Origin of the sequence: Sphingomonas sp. 67-41 (assembly GCF_001899725.1) — a bacterium.
Lineage (GTDB): Bacteria > Pseudomonadota > Alphaproteobacteria > Sphingomonadales > Sphingomonadaceae > Sphingomonas > Sphingomonas leidyi.
The window spans coordinates 48,997-68,438 of the sequence record NZ_MKWJ01000021.1 but is presented as its reverse complement, the minus strand read 5'-3'; the positions used below and the strand labels follow the sequence as shown (position 1 = coordinate 68,438).

General features: G+C 64.7%; 19 protein-coding genes. 9 read left to right on the top strand and 10 right to left on the bottom strand.

What is annotated here, in order from left to right; all coding sequences use genetic code 11:
• Positions 1-61: 61 nt before the first annotated feature.
• Positions 62-307: a hypothetical protein gene (locus BGP17_RS10930; protein WP_286711946.1), complete on the bottom strand. Its 246-nt coding sequence runs from the start codon at positions 305-307 to the stop codon at positions 62-64.
• 153 nt (positions 308-460) lie between these two features.
• Here BGP17_RS10930 and BGP17_RS10925 point away from each other — a divergent pair, with 153 nt between their 5' ends.
• From BGP17_RS10925 to BGP17_RS10910, 4 genes are all read left to right on the top strand, one after another.
• Positions 461-823 (top strand): YegP family protein, encoded by a 363-nt coding sequence (locus BGP17_RS10925; protein ID WP_286711945.1) that lies wholly within the window; start codon positions 461-463, stop codon positions 821-823.
• 206 nt (positions 824-1,029) lie between these two features.
• Positions 1,030-1,986 (top strand): transglutaminase family protein, encoded by a 957-nt coding sequence (locus BGP17_RS10920; RefSeq protein ID WP_286711944.1) that lies wholly within the window; start codon positions 1,030-1,032, stop codon positions 1,984-1,986.
• A gap of 58 nt (positions 1,987-2,044) precedes the next feature.
• Positions 2,045-2,224 (top strand): hypothetical protein, encoded by a 180-nt coding sequence (locus BGP17_RS10915; protein ID WP_286711943.1) that lies wholly within the window; start codon positions 2,045-2,047, stop codon positions 2,222-2,224.
• Positions 2,181-3,338 carry a calcium:cation antiporter gene (locus BGP17_RS10910; protein ID WP_286711942.1) on the top strand — a complete coding sequence of 386 codons (1,158 nt, stop codon included), beginning with the start codon at positions 2,181-2,183 and terminating at the stop codon, positions 3,336-3,338. Before BGP17_RS10915 ends, BGP17_RS10910 begins: the two co-directional genes overlap by 44 nt.
• A 58-nt stretch (positions 3,339-3,396) precedes the next feature.
• On the opposite strand, the gene BGP17_RS10905 is transcribed toward BGP17_RS10910, so the two are convergent.
• From BGP17_RS10905 to BGP17_RS10895, 3 genes are read right to left on the bottom strand one after another with little or no spacing between them, the layout of a single operon-like run.
• A complete protein-coding gene (locus BGP17_RS10905) occupies positions 3,397-3,804 on the bottom strand; it encodes a response regulator (protein ID WP_286711941.1) in 408 nt (135 codons plus the stop codon).
• A 41-nt stretch (positions 3,805-3,845) separates the two neighbouring features.
• The gene (locus tag BGP17_RS10900; protein ID WP_286711940.1) at positions 3,846-4,991 is read right to left on the bottom strand and encodes a PAS domain-containing sensor histidine kinase; all 1,146 of its coding nucleotides are present in this window, start codon (positions 4,989-4,991) and stop codon (positions 3,846-3,848) included.
• Entirely contained in the window at positions 4,984-5,796 is an 813-nt protein-coding gene (locus BGP17_RS10895) for an alpha/beta fold hydrolase (RefSeq protein WP_286711939.1), read from the bottom strand. Before BGP17_RS10895 ends, BGP17_RS10900 begins: the two co-directional genes overlap by 8 nt.
• A 455-nt stretch (positions 5,797-6,251) precedes the next feature.
• Between BGP17_RS10895 and BGP17_RS10890 the strand changes: the two genes are divergently transcribed.
• On the top strand, positions 6,252-6,695 hold the full coding sequence (locus BGP17_RS10890) for a hypothetical protein (RefSeq protein ID WP_286711938.1): 444 nt from the start codon (positions 6,252-6,254) through the stop codon (positions 6,693-6,695).
• 123 nt (positions 6,696-6,818) lie between these two features.
• Here BGP17_RS10890 and BGP17_RS10885 read toward each other — a convergent pair whose 3' ends face one another.
• Together BGP17_RS10885 and BGP17_RS10880 are read right to left on the bottom strand one after the other, a co-directional pair.
• Entirely contained in the window at positions 6,819-7,001 is a 183-nt protein-coding gene (locus BGP17_RS10885) for a hypothetical protein (RefSeq protein WP_286711937.1), read from the bottom strand.
• A 56-nt stretch (positions 7,002-7,057) separates the two neighbouring features.
• Positions 7,058-7,815 (bottom strand): IS5 family transposase gene (locus tag BGP17_RS10880; protein ID WP_286711936.1). Its coding sequence is split into 2 segments (ribosomal slippage): positions 7,058-7,482 and positions 7,482-7,815, totalling 759 coding nucleotides; the frame shifts between segments, so codons are not numbered across the junction.
• Between the two features lie 603 nt (positions 7,816-8,418).
• Here BGP17_RS10880 and BGP17_RS10875 point away from each other — a divergent pair.
• Positions 8,419-10,017 carry an alpha-N-arabinofuranosidase gene (locus BGP17_RS10875; RefSeq protein ID WP_502688449.1) on the top strand — a complete coding sequence of 533 codons (1,599 nt, stop codon included), beginning with the start codon at positions 8,419-8,421 and terminating at the stop codon, positions 10,015-10,017.
• A 41-nt stretch (positions 10,018-10,058) separates the two neighbouring features.
• On the opposite strand, the gene BGP17_RS10870 is transcribed toward BGP17_RS10875, so the two are convergent.
• A complete protein-coding gene (locus tag BGP17_RS10870) occupies positions 10,059-10,985 on the bottom strand; it encodes a Gfo/Idh/MocA family protein (protein WP_286711934.1) in 927 nt (308 codons plus the stop codon).
• A 2-nt stretch (positions 10,986-10,987) separates the two neighbouring features.
• Positions 10,988-11,983: an AraD1 family protein gene (araD1, locus tag BGP17_RS10865; RefSeq protein WP_286711933.1), complete on the bottom strand. Its 996-nt coding sequence runs from the start codon at positions 11,981-11,983 to the stop codon at positions 10,988-10,990.
• Positions 11,984-12,122: 139 nt separating this feature from the next.
• On the opposite strand from araD1, the gene BGP17_RS10860 reads away from it, so the two are divergent.
• A complete protein-coding gene (locus tag BGP17_RS10860) occupies positions 12,123-12,884 on the top strand; it encodes a FadR/GntR family transcriptional regulator (RefSeq protein WP_286711932.1) in 762 nt (253 codons plus the stop codon).
• Between the two features lie 10 nt (positions 12,885-12,894).
• Here the strand turns inward: BGP17_RS10860 and BGP17_RS10855 are convergent, their stop codons facing one another.
• Complete coding sequence (locus BGP17_RS10855) at positions 12,895-14,790, bottom strand: NPCBM/NEW2 domain-containing protein (RefSeq protein ID WP_380926034.1); 1,896 nt, start codon at positions 14,788-14,790, stop codon at positions 12,895-12,897.
• Positions 14,791-14,930: 140 nt separating this feature from the next.
• Positions 14,931-16,241 carry a sugar MFS transporter gene (locus BGP17_RS10850; protein WP_286711930.1) on the bottom strand — a complete coding sequence of 437 codons (1,311 nt, stop codon included), beginning with the start codon at positions 16,239-16,241 and terminating at the stop codon, positions 14,931-14,933.
• A 166-nt stretch (positions 16,242-16,407) separates the two neighbouring features.
• Here BGP17_RS10850 and BGP17_RS10845 point away from each other — a divergent pair, with 166 nt between their 5' ends.
• Entirely contained in the window at positions 16,408-17,532 is a 1,125-nt protein-coding gene (locus tag BGP17_RS10845) for an aldose epimerase family protein (RefSeq protein ID WP_380926324.1), read from the top strand.
• A 23-nt stretch (positions 17,533-17,555) separates the two neighbouring features.
• A complete protein-coding gene (locus tag BGP17_RS10840) occupies positions 17,556-19,352 on the top strand; it encodes an IlvD/Edd family dehydratase (RefSeq protein WP_286711928.1) in 1,797 nt (598 codons plus the stop codon).
• Positions 19,353-19,442: the final 90 nt, after the last annotated feature.

Sequence of the window (19,442 nt, the reverse complement as noted above, 5' to 3'; positions counted from 1 at the left end):
CGCAAACCCATAATCCAGCATGTGGGCCCGCCCGTGCCTCGTGGCAAGTGGCCGTGCGGGATTACCGATTGTCGGAGGCCAGCGCGGCGGCCAGATCGTCAGCGTCTACGGTGCAGACGCGTATGCCCGATGCGGTAGGGACGTAGAGGAGCGTGGCAACTCGCCGAAAGACGGTGCGCTCGTTCCCTTCCATACCTTCCTCATCGGTCTCGACCCGGTAGGTGCCGGGGGGAAGGAGTTCGTCGACGCCTTTCAGCCGAAAGGGCGAAGCGAACGTGGCCGTGCTGGACGTGGTGCGGATCGACACGAGGTGCTCCTTGAGATCCCCGGCTCGCCGGCTTTGTAGCATGGTCAAGCGCCAGGCATGCTGCTATATATGCAGGATCGTCGCAGATTCTTTTGCAAGCACGCGACGCCAGAGAGAAACGGATTGCTCCCGCTTGTTCGATGGGAGAATCATGTGTCCGCCAGCATGGCACTTAGCGAATTCGCTCCGCCGCGCCGTGATGCCGGGGAACTGCCCCGGGACATCACCGCAGCCCTGTTCCGCATCGGCCGTTCGCCGGACGCGCCATCCAATAGCGAAGGCCAGCTTCACCCCGAGGCGGACGGCGAGCCCTATTTCGAGATCTATCGAGCCGAGCGCGTCAGCCTTACCTCAATCCTGTTCTCCGGCGGCGACTGGCGGTGGCGCTTCTGCTCAGCGAGCGGCGTGCCGATTGCATTGAGCATCGGCTATTCCAGCGAGCATGCATGCGCGGCGGCGGTTTCGGCACTGCGCAACGGCGCCGCCGCAGCAATGGTGCGAGGTTCCCCGGACTGAGCCGACGAATATACCGGCAACTGTCCGCCCGTCGCTGAAGGGAAGTCCGGCTACCTGCCGGCGAAACGCGACTGACGAGGAAAAGTCGAGCGACCATTGCCGGTGGCGTGCGCCGTTCCCATATTAAGAAAGCTATCGTCGCCTGCGACGGACTTGAGGTCTCTCGGGACCGGCATCTCCCTTTCACGCTGCCTGGCTCTGCACGCATGTCGCGCGCGGAACGGACGGTTATCCCGGAGGCGCCGAAGATGATGCGACTCACAATCTGGCATGAGACAACCTACCGTTATGCGCGGGCGGTGACGTTGCTTCCGCACCGGATGATGCTGAGCCCGCGCGGTAGCCATGATATCAAGCCGGTGAGGACGCTGCTCAGTTGCTCGCCTCCTGCCGATATCGAATGGACACAGGATGTGTTCGGTAACCTGATCGCGACCGCCAGCTTTTTCGGAATGGCCGACACGCTTACCGTGACTGGCCAGCTGGTGGTCGAGCAGGACGCGGCCGCCTGGCCGGTATTCCCGATCGCCCCGCACGCGCACCATTATCCCTTCGCCTATTCGCACGACGAGCGCGTAGATCTGGGCGCTTTGCTGATGCCGGAGCATCCCGATCCCGAGGGGCGGCTGCTGGCCTGGGCGCAAGCCATCGTCGCTGCGGAGCGGACCGACACGCTTGCCCTGCTACAGGACCTCAACAGCGCTGCCCGCGCCGGGATCGCCTATGTCGAGCGGCGCGAGGAAGGCACACAATCACCATTGGAGACGCTCGATCACGCATCCGGCGCCTGCCGCGATCTCGCGACGCTGTTCATCGAAGCGGCACGCCATCTCGGCTTTGCCGCACGAGCGGTCTCAGGATATCTCTATGATCCTCCCGCTGCGGATGAGGCGCAAGCGCTACAGCATGGCGCGACGCACGCCTGGGCGGAGGTTTACCTGCCTTGCGCGGGCTGGATCGCCTTCGATCCGACCAACGGCAAGATGGGCCAGGCGAACCTGGTGCCGGTCGCGGTAGCGCGGAACATTGCGCAGATTCCGCCGCTGGAGGGCCGCTATACGGGGAATGCGGCGGATCTGATCGACATGACGGTGAAGGTAACGGTGAGCTCCGGCGGCGGCCTGACCGCACAGCCGTGCCTGGAGGTGCGTGCGCCCGCCTAGGCGCGAATGGCATCCTTACCAGAGGCCGGCGCGCATATGCGGGCGGCGGAGATATGAAATGGAACCGAGACTGATGGTCGCCTATACCCTGATGCTGCTCATGGCGCTGCTCCTTGCCGCGTTCGTGGGTTACCGAATCTACCATACGCACGAGCGGCAATATGCGCGCAGGCTCCGCCGCGAAGCGCGCGCGCATGCCCGGGCGCAGCAGCCCGAACAGGATCCGCCGCATCCATGAGCCGGTGGTGACGAGGCCCGGATTTATCCGCCTCGCGGTTGCCTGGACCACCGTGGCCGCGATGCTGCTCGCCGACCCGGTGCGGCTAGTCGGCGCGCATCCGGTGATCACGGGGCTGCTATTCGCGTGGCTGCTGGCGGTGATCCTGTGGGCAGCATTCGGGGTGGTGCATGAAGCCGAGGAAGTGGCCGGGCGCCTGGGCGAGCCGCTGGGCACGCTCGTGCTCACCTTGTCGATCGTCATCATCGAAGTGGCGTTGATCGGCGCTGTCATGCTGAGCGCCAAGGCGGTGCCGACATTGGGACGCGACACGATGTTCGCGGTGCTCATGATTGTGCTCAACGGCGTGGTCGGCTTGTGCCTGCTGGTCGGCGGGCTGCGCTTCCACCAGCAGAGCTACAATCTTCAGGGCGCGACAGCCTATCTTGCTGTCATCATCCCGCTGAGCGTGATCGCGCTGGTTCTCCCCAACTTCACCACCTCGAGCGCGACAGGCATGCTGTCTTTGCCACAGGCGCTGTTCTTCTCCGCCTTCACCATCGCACTCTATATCGGCTTCCTGTGGCTCCAGACCGGCAGGCATCGCGGCTTCTTCGTCGCTGTCGGGCAGCAGGCCGGAGAGGATGCCGCAACCCCACCGCCCCATGGTGAGCGTGTCCCCGGCTCGAATACGAGCCGGGTGTTGCTGCTTCTCGCGAATATCCTCCCCATCGTGATCCTCTCGAAGGATCTGGCGAAGCTGCTCGATCATGGGATCGCAGTGCTGGGCGCACCGACAGCCCTCGGCGGCATCCTGATCGCGCTGATCGTATTCACGCCCGAGGGCATTTCGGCCCTGCGCGCGGTCGCGGCCAACCAGCTTACACGAGCGATCAACCTTTGCCTTGGAGCCGCCACCTCGACGCTGGGTTTGACGGTGCCCGCCGTTCTGTTCATCGGCTTGGCAACGGGTCAGCCCGTGATCCTGGGCGTCTCGCCCGCCAACATGGTGCTGCTCGGGGTAACGCTGATGCTCAACACGCTCACTTTCTCCGGTACGCGGACCACCATGCTGGAAGGGGCGGTGCACCTCTCGTTATTTTCGGTCTTCCTCGTGCTTGTGTTCAGTCCCTGACGGTTCAGGCGACTTGCTTCGCCGCTGCCCCCAGACCGGGATTATCGCGCACGAAAGATTAGACCTTCACCATGTCGCGAACGCGATCGAGGAGGCCTTGCGAGGACCACGGTTTGCGCACGAAGCGGGCGGCCCCGGGAACATCGCCATCCTGCAGCCCGTGCTGGCCGGAGGTCAGCAGCAGATGGATCGACGGCCAACGTTCGCAAACCACACGGGCCAGGTTCAGGCCGTCCATGCTGCCCGGCATATCGATGTCCGAGAACAGCAGCTGCACGTCGGCCCCATTGCTCAGAATGACGAGCGCGTCGTCAGCGTTTGCTGCCTCAAGGACGTGAAAGCCGCCATCTCCCAGGATGTCGACCCCATGCATGCGGATCAACACATCGTCCTCGACCACCAATATAGTCATTGCTCCATGATCGATCGACATTCCCGGCTCTCCGCCCGGGAAGTGCCCGGCCATTTTGGTTGCTCCTCAACGCGGGAGCGGCGGTTATGGGTACATTACTCGCCAGGTTCCTCGGCTTTGGCGAGGGGCATGGTGAAAAGAAAGGTTGTTGCGTTCTCATCGGAGCGGGCGACCAAGGTGCCGCCATGGGCACGCGCGATTTCCGAAGCGATGTGCAATCCTAGACCGAGACCTTGTCGGACCCTGTCATGGCCGCGGAAGAAAGGCTGAAACAGCTTCTCGAGCGCGGCAGGCGGGATCGGTGCACCGCCATTCGAAACCGAGATGGTGAGGTCACCCAAAGCGGTGGAGGCATCGACCCGCACGGGCTGATCTTTCGCGCCGTGGGTGAGCGCATTGCCCAGGAGGTTCGACAATAGCTGGCCGATCCGGACGCGATCACAGATGATCGGTTCCACCAACGCATAGCTCGCCTCGATCTCCTGATCCGGCGAGATCGACTGAAGTTCCGATACGACCTGGCGAAGAATGGTTTCGAGCGGTTCGCTAGCGCCCAAGGATAGCGTAATGCCACCGCCAAGGCGGCCGCGGGCAAAATCGAGGACATTGTCGATAAGCGCTGCGGCGCGCACGACGCTGCCACTCATCAGCGCTACGACCTTGCTGCCGCGCTCGCTCAGACTCTCCTTCGCCAGGATCTGAATGCCGCTGCTGATAGACGCCAGCGGATTGCGCAGGTCATGGCCAAGCACCGCGATGAATTGTTCGCGGAGCTCGGATTCCGCGCGCTCGTTGGCGACCGTCGCTTCCGCCTTGTCGCGGGCCGCGATCAAGCCGCGTTCGTACCCGCGGCGCTCGGTCGCCATGAAAACGGCGAAACGGACCTGGACATCCGCGCCCTCGGCACCGCGCGCCTCGGCGGCGTTTACCAGCACCGAGAGCTTGCGCTGGTCGGCGGTCACGAGGTCGAGCGCGATCTCGTCGAGCCGGCCCTGCATCCGCAGTGTCGGCGCGAAATGAGTCTCGTAGAAAATCTTGCCTGGAACCGTGAGAATGTCGGGGAGACGCTTGCCGCGAAGCGCTTCCGGGCTGGACCCGACCCAGTTCGCGAAGGTCCGATTGACGCGCACGAGGCGGCCGTCGCGATCGGTCAGCAGATAGCCGCATGGGGCCGTCTCGAACAAGTCTTCGAAGTCGATGGCACCGTCGGTGTCGGCCTGTTGGTGCCCGGTTTCAGACAAAGGCTTCGATCGCCGCGATCGTGGCTTCCGGTGCACTCAGGTTGGGACAATGACCCGTCGCATCGAGCGTGACCAGACTGCTACCGGGGATGGCTCGCTGGACGAAATCGCCGACGCACGGCGGCGCGATGATGTCCTCGCGGCACTGGAGAACCAGCACGCGCGCATCTACCGCGCCCAGTTCGGCGCGGCTGTCCGTCAGGAAGGTGACGCGGCCGAACCGTTTCGCGATGTCAGGATCGGTGCGGCAGAAGCTGGCGGTGAGCTCGTCGCCCAATTCCGGCCGATCGGAATTGCCCATGATCACGGGTGCCATCGCCTGCGACCAGCCCAGATGATTGCTGTCGAGGAACTCAAGTAGCTCGTCGATCTGCTCGCGGCTGAACCCGCCCACATAGTCTCCGCAATCAATGTAGCAGGGTGAAGGGCCGACCAGCACCAAGGTCGAGAAGAGATGGGGCGCGCGGCGCGCGACGATCAAGCCGATCATCGCGCTCACCGAGTGACCCACAAACACGCCATCGGTGATGCCGAGGGCGCCCGCCAGATCGATCACGTCGTCGGCATAGCCTTCGAGCGAGCCATATTTATCAGCGTCATATGCCGAGATATCGGATCCGCCCGCCCCGATATAATCGAACAGCACCGTCCGAAACTGACTTTCGAATGCGGGCGCGACGAGACGCCACATATTCTGGTCGCACCCGTAGCCATGGGCGAATACCATCGTTCGGTGCCCCGCTCCGCCTATCCTGACATTCAGGCGATCGAGCGTGCGCTGGCTATCTGGCGCATCACGCATCATGCCGTTCGCATCTCGAGTGAATATTGTCATCGGCGCCTCAACTTCGGTCCGTCTGGCCGAGATTTCTCGTCGCCATCTGGACAGATAGCACATGGTCAAGCCTCTAAGAACCCGAGTAAATCGCGCCCTTGGCTTTATCGTGGTCGATGCCGGAGACGCCTCCCTAATCTTCGCCTTGCAGGCTGGCTTGAACGGGCCTGATTGATCCAACGCATCGCCATGCACCAAGCTCGCGCCGGGGTCTCAGGTGAACGGTCTGGCCATTGGCCGATCAGTCAGGGATGGCAGAAGTCGGGCCGACGAACTGCCGTCCCGCCAAGATGGAGGCGGACGCGGAAACGTCCGCTTTCCGGGAGCGTCCACCGGAAGCTGCCGGTCCGCTTCCGGCCCATTTGCGGACGTTGCGGTAGCTCAGCTAGCATCGTGTTCTTGAGGCGGGTTGGGAGGTATATCTGGTGGTGGAGTTTCCCAGCGGTCTGATCGACTTTTATCTTACTGACATTGGGGAACCCGCTGGAAACCGGTTGCGGATAGTCGTGGCAGAAGGCCTGCTCGGCAAGCCGGCCAAGATCGACATCGAAGGCGTCGACCTCGGTGAAGGGAGGCCGATCCTCGTAACGGACGAAAGCCGATCCTACGAGCTCCACTGGGACAATTACGTGGCCTACTCAGTCAGAAACGAGAGTTTTTGGAAGGAGGAGAAAAACGAGTTGCCTCGGGGCAGCATGCTGGAGCGGCGCTTTAACTCGGCTTTCTTCCGGTACGTCTCCGAGACAACGTTCGCAGACGACGAGTATCCGGGGCCGCTTGAGCACTGGTCTCTTACTACGCTCAACCACTGCGTCGATGTTGTGAGCGTCGGCCCACCGCGCGTGGCGGCGGGCAGGCTCGGGACTTGAAGGTCGGTATGGGCCCTAGGTCGGCTTTCCACCCATCCTCAGCCATTCCGGTCTCAATTTGCCGGCCAGGAGCGGCCTGGCGGCTACCGCCCCAGTTGCGGACATGATCGGTGGGGCTGTAAACTAGCCCGGCGAGGCATCGGCGATATGAAGAGACTGGCGATAGCGATCCTGATTGTGCTTGCTGGATGCGGCGAGCGTGAGGAGGCGCTCCCGAATGGCTACCGTTTTATCGAACTTAGCCGAGGAAGCGGCGCGATCACAAAAAACGGGAACTTCACTGTCTATCCGAACATCGTCGAGCATCGGGTTCGAGGGAACCTTGTTTATGGAAAGCGTGCGTTAGGGTCGGGACTCGTTGATCACAGCCAGAAGATGACGGTGGCGGCGAGGGTGATGGCGGAAAAGAAGGCGGTTGGGCAGCGATCGTAGCGGGTAGCGACGCGGCGCCAGTCCTTGAGGCGGCCGAACATGATCTCGATGCGGCTACGTCGCCGATAGCGCCGCTTGTCGTATCTGACCGCCTCGTTGCGCGATCGCCGGCCTGGGATGCAGGGTTGGATGCCCTTGGCGTGGAGAGCGTCGCGGAACCAGTCGGCGTCGTAGCCGCGATCACCGAGCAGCCACTGCGCCTTGGGCATTTCGTCGAGCAGGGCCGCCGCGCCGGTGTAGTCGCTGACCTGTCCGGCGGTCATGAAGAAGCTCAACGGGCGGCCGTTCGCGTCGGCAAGGGCATGGAGCTTGGTGTTCATGCCGCCTTTGGTGCGGCCAATCAGGCGGCCAAGGTCCCCCTTTTTACCCGCAGGCTGGATGCCGTGCGGTGCGCCTTGAGGTAGGTCGCGTCGATCATCACGGTCTTCGGCTCGGCATCCGCCGCAGCCAGCCCTTCCATCATCCTCGTAAACACGCCCCGCTCGCCCCACCGCTTCCAGCGATTGTAGAGCGTCTTGTGCGGTCCGTAGGCGCCGGGTGCGTCGCGCCAGCGCAGGCCGTTGCGGTTGACGAACACAATGCCGCTCAACACCCGGCGATCATCGACCCGGGGCTTGCCGTGGCTCTTGGGAAAGAACGGCCGCAGACGCTCCATCTGCTCGTCCGTCAGCCAAAACAGGTCGCTCATCCGGGTCTCCTCACGGAGCCTGAATCAGATCGAGACGCTCACATCAATGGGTCCTGACCCTAGGATCTGCACGTCCGGGAGAGCTATCCTTCGACGGCACCGTGCGAGCGAGCCCGTTCGGTAATACTCATGGGCAACGAGCGCAGAATTGCGGAGCGAAGGCCATCTGGCTCGGAAGAATGGGAAAGTAGCGCGGCCCATCCCGCCGCGGCCCCTGCAACTCGTGATTGGCGGAGCCGAGGGGCGGACGCTCTTCATCCTCACCCATCGCGCGCTCTACGCCACTGCCCTCTGACCAACTCGGATTACCAAGACGGCGGCCGTTCTGCACAGTTGCATGCACCCCGGCGGACAGGGTGATCGAACTCGATCCGGCGGTGCAAGGCGGCTCCTTGAGGCCCCGGGATGGAGCAATCCGGATCTTGGCATTTTAGCCTGACTAATAAAGTCTAGACGGATCGTAATACTCCGGAGATTTTCTCATAGTCCCTGTTATTATAGAGACAATTCAGCCACGTCTTGACCTCATAATTTGTCGGACTAGAATTTGCGCGACGCCGGAGAGCCGCTCTCCGTGGGAGCGAATCATAAGAGGGAGGAATGATGTTCGACCTTGTCCGTCCGGGGGCCGCTGTCGCGCTCTTGCTCACGTCCGCGTCGCCGGCACTGGCCCAGAAGGATGCTTCGGCGCCAATCGAGATGACGGTGGATACCGCCAAGCCTGGCGGCAAGATCGATCGCAACATCTTCGGCCAGTTCGCCGAGCATCTCGGCACCGGTATTTATGGCGGCGTATGGGTCGGCAAGGATTCGCCGATCCCGAACGTACGCGGTATCCGCAAGGACGTGGTCGCCGCCCTGCGCGCCATCCGTGTACCGAATGTGCGCTGGCCGGGCGGCTGCTTCGCCGACGAATATCATTGGCGCCACGGCATCGGCCCCGCGAAGGACCGGCGGGTCACGATCAATTCGAACTGGGGCGGCGCGACCGAACCAAACAGCTTCGGAACCGACGAGTTCATGGACTTCGCCGACCAGATCGGCAGCGACGCCTATATCTCCGTCAATCTCGGCTCCGGCACCGTGGCCGAGGCGGCCGAATGGCTCGAATACATGACCGCCGACCCCGCGACCACCGCGGGCAGGGAGCGCGCGGCAAATGGCCATCCGGCACCGTACAAGGTGAAGTATCTCGGCATCGGCAACGAGAGCTGGTCCTGTGGCGGCGCAATGACGGCGGATCACTATGCCGACATGATGAAGCCGTTCGCGCGCTTCGTGCGGAACTACCACCCGGCCCAGGCAGCGGACAGCCCCGGCGCGATGCAGCGCATCGCGGTCGGCCCGGGCGACGAGAACCTCGCCTATACCGAAAGCGTGATGAAGGCGTGGAAGGCGCATGACTGGGCCTGGAGCATCGAGGGCCTGTCGCTGCATCGCTACACCACCGGCGGCGGCTGGCCGGTCACTCAGCCGAGCACCGGCTTCGACGAGGCCCGCTACGCACGCATGCTCAAGGAAACGCTTGGCATGGACGAGACCATCGCGAAGAACGCCGCGATCATGGACAAATATGATCCTGACAAGAAGGTCGCGATCGCCGTCGATGAATGGGGCGCCTGGCTCGCGCCCAATCCGGGAAGCAATCCGGGCTTCCTCCAGCAGCAGAACTCGATGCGCGACGCGATCCTTGCGGCGCTCAACCTCAACATCTTCGCGCGCCACGCCGATCGCGTGCGCCTCACCAACATCGCCCAGATGGTAAACGTGCTCCAGTCGATGATCCTCACCGACAAGGAGAAGATGGTCCTCACGCCGACCTACCACATCTACAAGATGTACCTGCCGTTCCAGGACGCGACCTTCGTGCCGGTGAAGTTCGACGCTGGCGTCTATACTCAGGGCAACGTCACGCTGCCGCGGGTCGATGCCGTGGCGGTGCGGGATATGGCGGGCAGGCTATGGCTGGCCGTGACCAATCTCGACCCGAGCAAGCCCGTTCGCATCACCGCACGCTTCCCCGGATTGCAGGCGCGCGGCGCTCGCGGCGAAGTGCTGACCGCGCCGCGCGTGGATTCGGTGAACAGCTTTGACGCGCCAAACGTCGTGACGCCCAAGCCGTTCGCCGGCAAGGCGAACAAGGGCGACATTACGCTCGAACTGCCGGGCAAGTCCGTGGCGATGGTGCAGATCGAAAGCTGATGCCTTGCCGGGATGGCGCCCGCCTTCGCCATCCCGGCAATTCAATCGTGGAAGGGCTCGACGGTCTTGCGATGGCCGCGCAGGAACGCGTCGGCGACGAGGCGCAGGGGATCGGCGTCGACATCGCTGACTCCGCGCCCCACCAGAGCGGCGAAATGCGCGTAGAGCCCGGCATATTCACGGTCCTCGGCACGCTCGATGCCACTGGGCACCGTCAGCACCGCCCCGCCCTCCGACAGCCTGAGCATGCCGGCATCGGTATCGACTTCGATGTCCCAGCTTTGCAGACCGGTCTGCCGCCAGTCCAGGTCCATGCTGATCGGCGCGCCGGCCGTGTCGCGCAGCCGCAAACCGGCAGCGATGGGCGCCTCTCGATTCTCGGGAAATTCGAGCAGCGCATCGACGAGGAGAACCGGCCGCGGCAGGATGTGAGTCGCGATCGAGAGCGCGTTGATGCCGGGATCGAACACGCCGAGACCGCCCGCATCCCAGATCCAGGCTTGCCCCGGGTGCCAGGCGCGGACGTCTTCGCGCCAGACGATGCGCGCACCGCGAACCTCGCGCCCGGCCAGCCAGGCACGCGCGGGGGCCACGCCGGCAGCGAAACGCGAGTGCCAGCTTGCGAACAGAGTGACGCCCGCGCCTTGTGCCTGCCCCTTGAGCGCCGCGACTTCGCTCAGCGTGGCGCCAGGGGGCTTCTCGAGGAACACATGCTTGCCCCGCCCGATCGCCGCAGTTGCCAGTTCATAGCGCACCTGGGGCGGCGTACAGAGCGCCAGCGCGTCCACCATCGGGCCCTCCGAGAACAATGCGTCGAGGCTGGAGAAATGCGGCACCCCGTCCAGGCCCGCGTGATGCGGACTGACGGTCGCCGCCAGGGCAAACGCGGCATCTCCGCGGATCGCCGGGACGTGCTGGTCGCGCGCGATCTTGCCCATGCCGATCAGGGCGATGCGGATCGTTGCCATGCTCAGAGCGCCCGAACCGTAACCGGGCCCGCATCCGCGCTCCGGGCAAGCCGATTGCGCAACGGCAGGGCGAATGGCGGCGCTGCAATCTCGAAGACGTCCTCCGGCTCGGCGCGAACGCCATCGCTGAACGACAAGGTGGCCGTGCCGAAGAAATGGACGTGCACGTCACCCGGCGCACGGAACAGCGGGTATTTGAAATGATGATGCTCGAGATTGGCAAGGCTGTGCGACATGTTCGCCTCGCCCGACAGGAACGGTTTCTCCCATAGCGTCGTCCCCGCCCGCAGGATCCGGCTGGTGCCGCGCACGTCCGAGGGGGCGGCCCCGACCAGCAGCTCGGGGCCAAGCGCCGCCTGGCGCAGCTTGGAATGGGCGAGCCACAGATAGTTATGCCGCTCGGTTACATGGTCACTGAACTCGTTGGCGAGGCAGATGCCCAGGCGCCACGGCGTCCCGTCCGGACCGATCAGATAGATGCCGGCGAGCTCGGGTTCCTCGCCGCCGTCCTGAGCGAAGCCGGGCATCTCAAGCGGGTCGCCCGGGCCCGCGACATGCATGCCGTTGCCTTTGTAGAACCATTCCGGCTGCTGTCCGACCTCGCCGGCCGCAGGCTTTCCACCTTCCACACCTTCCAGGAACATGCGCATGCTGTCGGTCTGCCGAGCGGCCGCGGCCGCCTCGCGGTGCATCTTGTCCCGCCCCTCCGCCGAGCCGAGATGCGTCAGTCCGGTGCCAGTCAGGATCAGATGCGCGGGATCGGGATGATCGATGGGCGCGATCAGCCTGCCCTCGTCGAGCGCGGCCTCAAGGTCGACGGCACCGTGCGTGCCGAGCGCGTCGACCATCTCCGCGAGCGTGCGCCCGGATCCGATGGCCTGCAACGCCAGCGTGCGGATATCGGGCACATCGGCGACGAAGCCCGCTCCCTCCGCACGCGCCGCGACCACCCGCCTCGTCCCGTCCGACTCCCGATATTGCAGCAACCGCAATGTCACGCCAAACGCCTCCCCTTGCCTATCGTCCATGCGCAGATTCAATTAGTCCGACATATTATTCGAGTGCGTCAAACGCAACTTGCATGCGGTGCGTAGTACGCTGATAAGACCGCTTTACTTGGACAGGAGCACGGGCCGGATGGCATTGCAGGAGGAGGAGGCGCAACCGGCTGCAGCAACCGCCGCGGACCCGTTGACGCCGTCTCCCAAGGGTTCCGGCAGGCGCCTGCGCGGCGCGGTTGCCCATTATCTCGGCACGGCCATCGTTTCGGGCCGGATCGCGCCCGGCGAGCGGCTGACCGGCGAGGTTGCCAACTCCGAAGCGCTCGACGTGTCTCGAAGCGCCTATCGCGAGGCAGTACAGGTCCTCACTGCCAAGGGCCTGGTCGAGAGCCGCCCCAAGGCCGGCACGCGCGTATTGCCGCGCAGCAAGTGGAACATGCTCGATCCTGCGGTATTGGCATGGGCCTTCTCTGGAGAGCCCGACCTCGAATTCGTCCGCGATCTGTTCGAGCTTCGCGGGATCGTCGAGCCCAATGCCGCCCGGCTGGCAGCGGAACGCCGCGACAAGACCGATATCAAGGCGATGAAGGATGCGATCGGCAAGATGCGCCGCCACACGCTTGCGACCGAAGCCGGGCGCGCGGCGGACCGGGACTTCCATGACGCACTGCTCCGGGCGACGCACAACAGCACGCTCATCGCCCTGAGCGCGAGCATCGGCGCTGCGGTGAACTGGACCACCCAGTTCAAGCAGCGCGCCCGCGCGCTGCCTCGCGATCCGCTTCCGGACCATGTCCGCGTGTTCGACGCGATCGCCGCCGGCGATGGCGAGGCCGCGAGCCAGGCGATGCGCATACTCGTCGACCTCGCGCTCGAGGACACCCGCTCCGCGATGTAGGCCGCGCGGCCTAGCGTCGCAGCGCCGCATCGGCCCAAGCCAGCGGATCGGGAAAGCGCGGCGCTCCGGGCGTACGCGCAACCAGCTCGATCAACCCCTTGCCCGCGACATCCGCCTCGAGAGCTACCGCCGGCTCGCCGAAACGCATGGGACGTGAGCGCGCGAGCAGCTTCCCGTCGCCATAGACCTCGAACGTCACCGCCTGGCGGCGATCCCGCGCGGAATCATCGACGCCGACCAGCGCATTGAAACGGGAATAGCCCTTGTTGCGCACTTCGATCCGGGAATTGGCAAGGATGCCGATGCCGGTATCGAAGCGCTTCCCGGCAATGCCGATCTGCTCCGAATAGGGAGTGCTGTCGGCCTGTGCGCCACCCCAGCCGCCGTAGCGCGGCGGCTCGCGCGAGATGCGCGTGCCCGCCCAGGGCAGGATGGCGCGGTGCACGAGCGGGTCGACCTCGGGAGCGACGACTCCGTCGACCGCGGGGTTCACGCTGCCCGGCATTTCCGAGAGGTAGAGGCCATCGGGCAGAACGCGCTTGCCGGTAGCGCGGAACAGCAAGGTTTCGCGCGGCGCCAGCGTGAAGTCCCGCCGGTCGCGGAGCGTAGCATGCGTGCCGGACCAGAGATCGGTGAGCGAAACGTCCGCGTCGCTCGCGAATTTCAGATGCCCCGCCGTCAGCGACGCCGTGACCGGATCGGAGGTACGGTTCAGCACCGCGATCGCCTTGTCGCCGTTGGCGAGCGCTTTAACCAGGATGCTGACATCGTCGGAATCATAGGCGAGCACCGCCTGGTTGCCCGCAGGATCCTGATTGAGCGCGATCACCTCGCGCTTGCCGAGGATCTCCATCAGCGCGGGGTCGGCGCTCCGCAGATCATAGCCGATCATCAACGGTGCGTTCAGCATTGCCCAGAGACTGAAATGCGAGCGCGCTTCGGTCAGGTGCTTCGCGTCGAAATCGCCCGTGCCGATATAGAGCATGTCGGGATCGTTCCACGAGCCGGGATGCGCATATAGCGGACGGCGGATCGACGTATCCATATTGTGGAGCATGCGCCCCCAGATCGGAAAAATGTCCTCGCTGGTCCGCGAGATGCCCGCCATCTGCCGCGCCCAGGAACGCACGTCGGCCGCCCCCCACAGACAGAGCGAGAAGATGAAGTCGTTATCGGGATTGTTGCGCTCCAATGCCTGGCGGACATGGTCATAGAGCGCCCTCGTCGCCGCGATATCCGTCCTGCCGAGCGAGCCGCTATCGACCAGCGGGGTCAGGGCCCGGAACTCACCCGACAACACTTTCGGGGATTCCGGCCAGAGCCCGCGGATGCCGCAGCCGTCGACCTTGATCAGGTCGAAGCCCCATTCGCCGAAATAGAGCGCGATATCCTGATCGACATGACCATATAGGCCGACCTCGCGCTCCAAGAGCGTGCCGCTCGGCTTGTTGGGAATGTCGTCGCTGTGGATCTGCCCGCAACTGTTCCGGCCGATATCGGAATAGATACCCGCCTTCAGCCCCATGCCGTGCAGCTTGTCGGTCAGGGGGCGGAAGCTGGTGCGGCCATCGGGAAGCCGGGCCGAGGGGAATTTGTCGGCACGGATCACCATCCGGCCGTCGGCAGCGCGGCGCGCCCACCAGCCTTCGTCGAGGTCGATATAGCGATAGCCCTTGGCGGCCAGCCCCGACGAAACGATGATCCGGGCCGAGCCGATCAGCTTGGCTTCGCTGATGTCGAGCGCAAAGGCGTTCCAGCTGTTCCAGCCCATCGGCGGCAGTTGGGCCGCGCCGCGCGTATAGGCGCTCCAGCGGCCAATCGGCGCAAGCGGATCCGACTGGGCGGCGAGCGGGCCTGCCCGGAACAGGGAGAGCGCGAGCAGCCCGGCGACAGCAGCGCGCTTCATCGACATACCTCGAATTTGAGATTGCCGAGGATCGCGGGGGAGTGGACCTTGACCAAGGCGAGCGGGGCCGCAGCCACGCCGGAATGCCTTCGTAAAGCTCGGCGGCTGAGGCCGGCATTCCAAGTTCGGCGCGCCATGGTTCAGGCCCTAGACTCGATTGCCTCCGGTGGCAGCGCGTTCGTGGGCCGCGCACCCCACAGCGCATAGAACAGGACGTAGAGCGCACAGAGCGCGGTGACGATGAAGCCCCAATGCAGGCCATAGGTGTCGGCGATCTTGCCCTGGATCGAAGCGAGCGCGCCGCCCGCAATCGACATCACCAGCAGCCCCGACCCCTCCTCGGTCAGCGGCCCCAGGCCGCGGATCGCCAGCGCGAAGATCGCGGGAAACATGATCGAGAGACCCAGCCCGACGATGATCAGGCCGTACATCGCCGCCGGGCCGGTCGCGAACACGGCGACGAGCGACCCCGCGATCGCGATGAGCGCGAACAGCGCCAGCACGCGCTCCGCCGGGATCGCGCGCATCAGCGCGGCCCCCATGAAGCGGCCGACCATCATCCCGCCCCAGAAGAGAGTCAGATAGGTGGCCGCATGCTCCTGCGTCAGATTGGCAACGCTCGGCTGCGAGACGAAATTGATGAAATAGCTGCCCACGCCGATCTCGGCGAGCACGCAGAGCGCGATGCCGACACAACCAAGGATGAGGTTGCGGTGGTGGAACAGCGACAAGCCCTTGCGCGCCTCGGCCGAGACCCGCGCGGTCGCCGATCCGAGCGCCGGCAGCTTGGCCCGCGCGATCAGCACCGCGAGGACGGCGAGGACGATGGCAACGATCAGATAGGGCAGCTCGGTCGCCTGCGCATCGGCCACGCGCTGTGCCGGAGTCAGCTCAGTGCCCTGCAGCGTCGTGCCTGCGGTGGTGCGTGCGAGGATGAGATACTTGCCGAAGAGGATCGCGAGCACATCGCCCGTCGTATTGAACGCCTGCACGAACGTGAGCCGCGATTCCGCGCTTTCCGGCGGCCCGATCACAGCGACATAGGGGTTGGCTGCAACTTGGAGCAGCGCGATCCCGCATGAGACCGTGAAGAGCGAGGCGATCGTGACGACGTACGAAACCAGATATGCGGCCAGGATCATCCCGAGCGAACCGACTGTCATCACGGCCAGCCCGATAGTGAGCGCGCGCTGGTAGCCGATGCGCTCGATCAGCCTGGCGGCGGGGATCGATGCGAGCAGATAGCCGATGAACCAGACCGACTCGATCAGCCCTGTTTCGAAATAGGTGAGGTTGAACACGCTGCGCAGATGCGGGAGCAGCGTGCCATTGATCACGCTGATGAACCCCCACATGAAGAACAGCGAGGCGAGCAAGGTGAGCGCGGGACCATAGCGTGCCGGCGATGCTGCGTCGTTATGCGCGATCGGCGCGCTAGATCCTGGCGACAAGGCCATATCCGTGGGTCCCCTCTCCTAGCCACCGTTTTCGGCGGGTTGCACTTTGCCTTCTAGTCGGAGTATTGATTGCCCGCCCTGGCGTCAACAACCGATGGGTCGGGGCATGACGAATATGCCGAACGGGAGGGGTTCAATGAAGCGAATCATCGCGCTCGCTATGGCAATTCCACTCGCTGCGCCGGGCCTCGCGAACGCCGCGACCACCGAGCGGAAGGCCTTCGGAACCTTGCCGGACGGGCGGGCCGTCGAAGCAATAACTCTGGCTAACGCCAAGGGCATGCGCGCAACCATCCTCAGCTACGGCGCCATCCTTCAGTCGGTCGAGGTACCTGATCGCGCCGGCAAGGCCGAGGAAGTCACACTCGGCTATGCCGATCTCAGGGGCTATCTCGAAAAGCCCAACTATTTCGGCGCCACCGTCGGCCGCTACGCCAATCGTATCAAGGCGGGCAGGTTCGCGATCGACGGCAAGCAATATCGGCTGGCGCTGAACAACAATGGCAATGCGCTGCACGGCGGTCCGCTCGGCTATGACAAACGCCTCTGGACAGTCGAGAAGGTGAGCGACGGCGCTGTGGCACGGGTGGTGCTGCGCTATGTGAGCGCCGATGGCGAGGAAGGCTATCCCGGCGCTCTCACCGTCACCGCCACCTATTCGCTGGACGAGGACAATACGCTCAGCGTCGAGTACATGGCGACGACGACCAAGCCCACCATCGTCAACATCACCAATCACAGCTTCTTCAACCTTGCCGGCGAAGCGTCGCAACGGAGCATCTACGACCAGTTTCTGACGATCCCCGCCGATGCGACCACGCCAGTGGACGCATCGCTGATCCCCACTGGAGCGCTCCGCCCGGTCGAAGGAACGCCCTTCGACTTCCGCCGCGCGACGCGTATCGGCGAACGCATCCGCGACGGACGCGATCCGCAGATCGTCTTCGGACAGGGCTATGACGAGAATTTCGTGATCGCCCGCGACGTCGCCAGCACGCCGCGTCTCCATGCCCGGGTCGAGGATCCGATGACCGGCCGCATCCTCGACATCTCGTCGAACCAGCCCGGCTTGCAACTCTACACCGGCAACTTCCTTGACGGCACCGCGATCGGCCGCTCCGGCCACGCCTATCGCCAGGGCGACGGCATAGCGCTCGAGCCGCAGGTGTTTCCCGACACGCCCAACCAGCCGGCCTTCGGCTCCGCGCGGCTGGATCCCGGCCAGACCTATCGCAACCTGATCATCTACCGCTTCTCGACCACCGCGCCCTCGGCCCGGAATTGAGCACGGACACACAAGGCTTCCAAATGACCGATCCCGCCGCTCCCCAGCTGCGCAGCCGCGCCTGGTTCGACAATCCGGCCAATATCGACATGACTGCGCTCTACCTCGAGCGGTATTTGAACTTCGGCTTGAGCCTGGAGGAGCTGCGCTCGGGCAGACCGGTGATCGGTATCGCCCAGACCGGTTCGGACCTGAGCCCATGCAATCGGCACCATCTGGTCCTGGCCCAGCGCGTGCGGGAGGGCATCCGCGAGGCGGGGGGCATCGCACTCGAATTCCCGGTCCATCCCATCCAGGAGACCGGCAAGCGGCCCACGGCAGGCCTTGATCGCAACCTTGCCTATCTTGGCCTGGTCGAGCTTCTCTACGGCTATCCCCTTGACGGCGTGGTGCTGATGACCGGGTGCGACAAGACCACGCCCGCCTGCCTGATGGCGGCGGCGACGGTGAACATTCCGGCGATTGCCCTGTCGGTCGGGCCGATGCTCAACGGCTGGCATCGCGGCGAGCGGACGGGATCGGGCACGATCGTGTGGAAGGCACGCGAGATGCTCGCCGCCGGCGAGATCGACGACGAAGGCTTCATCAAGCTGGTAAGCTCGTCGGCGCCGTCGACCGGCTATTGCAACACCATGGGCACGGCAACGACGATGAACAGCCTCGCCGAGGCGCTCGGCATGATGCTGCCGGGCAGCGCGGCCATCCCGGCACCCTATCGCGACCGGCAGGAGGCAGCGTATCGTACGGGCAAGCGCATCGTCGAGATGGTGGCGGAGGACCTGAAGCCGTCAGACATCCTCACCCGCGAGGCCTTTCTCAATGCGATCGTGGTCAATTCCGCGATCGGGGGATCGACCAACGCGCCGATCCACCTGAACGCCATCGCCCGCCATATCGGCGTCCCGCTCGACATCGCCGACTGGCAGGAGCACGGCCATGACGTGCCGTTGCTGGTGAACCTGCAGCCGGCGGGCGAATATCTGGGCGAGGATTATTACCGCGCCGGCGGCGTCCCCGCCGTCGTCGCGCAGCTCCTGCGCCGCGGCTTGCTCAGCGAAGATGCCCTTACCGCCAACGGCCGAACGATCGGCGAGAATTGCCGCAACGCCGCCATCGAGGACGAGGCCGTGATCCGGCCGATCGATCGGCCCTTGTCCGAAGCCTCGGGCTTCCTGGTGCTGCGCGGCAATCTGTTCGACGCCGCGATCATGAAGACCAGCGTGATCGGCGAGGAGTTCCGCGCCCGCTATCTGTCCGATCCCGCCGATCCGAATGCGTTCGAAGGGCCGGTGGTCGTGTTCGACGGCCCGGAAGACTATCACGCCCGCATCGACGATCCCGCCCTGGCGATCACCGAGCAGACCCTGCTGGTGATGCGCGGGGCCGGCCCGATCGGCTATCCCGGCGCAGCGGAAGTCGTGAACATGCGGCCGCCCGCCTATCTCATCCGCGCCGGCATCCATGCGCTGCCCTGTATCGGTGACGGCCGGCAGTCGGGCACTTCGGCCTCGCCGTCGATCCTCAACGCCGCGCCGGAAGCCGCCGCGATGGGCGGACTGGCGTTGCTGCGCAGCGGAGACCGGGTACGCGTCGATCTCGGCAGCTTCACGGTCGACATGCTGGTGCCCGCCGAGGAACTGGCCGAGCGCCGCGCCGCACTCATATCCGCCGGCGGCTTCGCCTATCCCGCCGCCCAGACGCCTTGGCAGCAGATCCAGCGCGAAATGGTCGGCCAGATGAATACGGGCGCCATTCTCGAGGGAACCGAGCAATTCCAGCGCATCGCCCAGACCAGAGGCCTGCCGCGCGACAATCACTGACCTGCCAAGAAGGGATTCCAATCGTGGCAAGACGAATGCTTGCGGCCCTCGCCTGGCAGCCCGTGCCGCGGATCGGGGTCTTCAGCCGCT

Excerpts from the sequence above, each read along its gene's own strand:
- BGP17_RS10920 (WP_286711944.1), top strand. The coding sequence starts at position 1,030 with ATGTCGCGCGCGGAACGGACGGTTATCCCGGAGGCGCCGAAGATGATG.
- BGP17_RS10915 (WP_286711943.1), top strand. The coding sequence starts at position 2,045 with ATGGAACCGAGACTGATGGTCGCCTATACCCTGATGCTGCTCATGGCG.
- BGP17_RS10910 (WP_286711942.1), top strand. The coding sequence starts at position 2,181 with ATGCCCGGGCGCAGCAGCCCGAACAGGATCCGCCGCATCCATGAGCCG.
- BGP17_RS10905 (WP_286711941.1), bottom strand. The coding sequence starts at position 3,804 with ATGGCCGGGCACTTCCCGGGCGGAGAGCCGGGAATGTCGATCGATCAT.
- BGP17_RS10895 (WP_286711939.1), bottom strand. The coding sequence starts at position 5,796 with ATGATGCGTGATGCGCCAGATAGCCAGCGCACGCTCGATCGCCTGAAT.
- BGP17_RS10885 (WP_286711937.1), bottom strand. The coding sequence starts at position 7,001 with ATGCTCGACGATGTTCGGATAGACAGTGAAGTTCCCGTTTTTTGTGAT.
- BGP17_RS10875 (WP_502688449.1), top strand. The coding sequence starts at position 8,419 with ATGTTCGACCTTGTCCGTCCGGGGGCCGCTGTCGCGCTCTTGCTCACG.
- BGP17_RS10870 (WP_286711934.1), bottom strand. The coding sequence starts at position 10,985 with ATGGCAACGATCCGCATCGCCCTGATCGGCATGGGCAAGATCGCGCGC.
- BGP17_RS10860 (WP_286711932.1), top strand. The coding sequence starts at position 12,123 with ATGGCATTGCAGGAGGAGGAGGCGCAACCGGCTGCAGCAACCGCCGCG.
- BGP17_RS10855 (WP_380926034.1), bottom strand. The coding sequence starts at position 14,790 with ATGAAGCGCGCTGCTGTCGCCGGGCTGCTCGCGCTCTCCCTGTTCCGG.
- BGP17_RS10845 (WP_380926324.1), top strand. The coding sequence starts at position 16,408 with ATGGCAATTCCACTCGCTGCGCCGGGCCTCGCGAACGCCGCGACCACC.
- BGP17_RS10840 (WP_286711928.1), top strand. The coding sequence starts at position 17,556 with ATGACCGATCCCGCCGCTCCCCAGCTGCGCAGCCGCGCCTGGTTCGAC.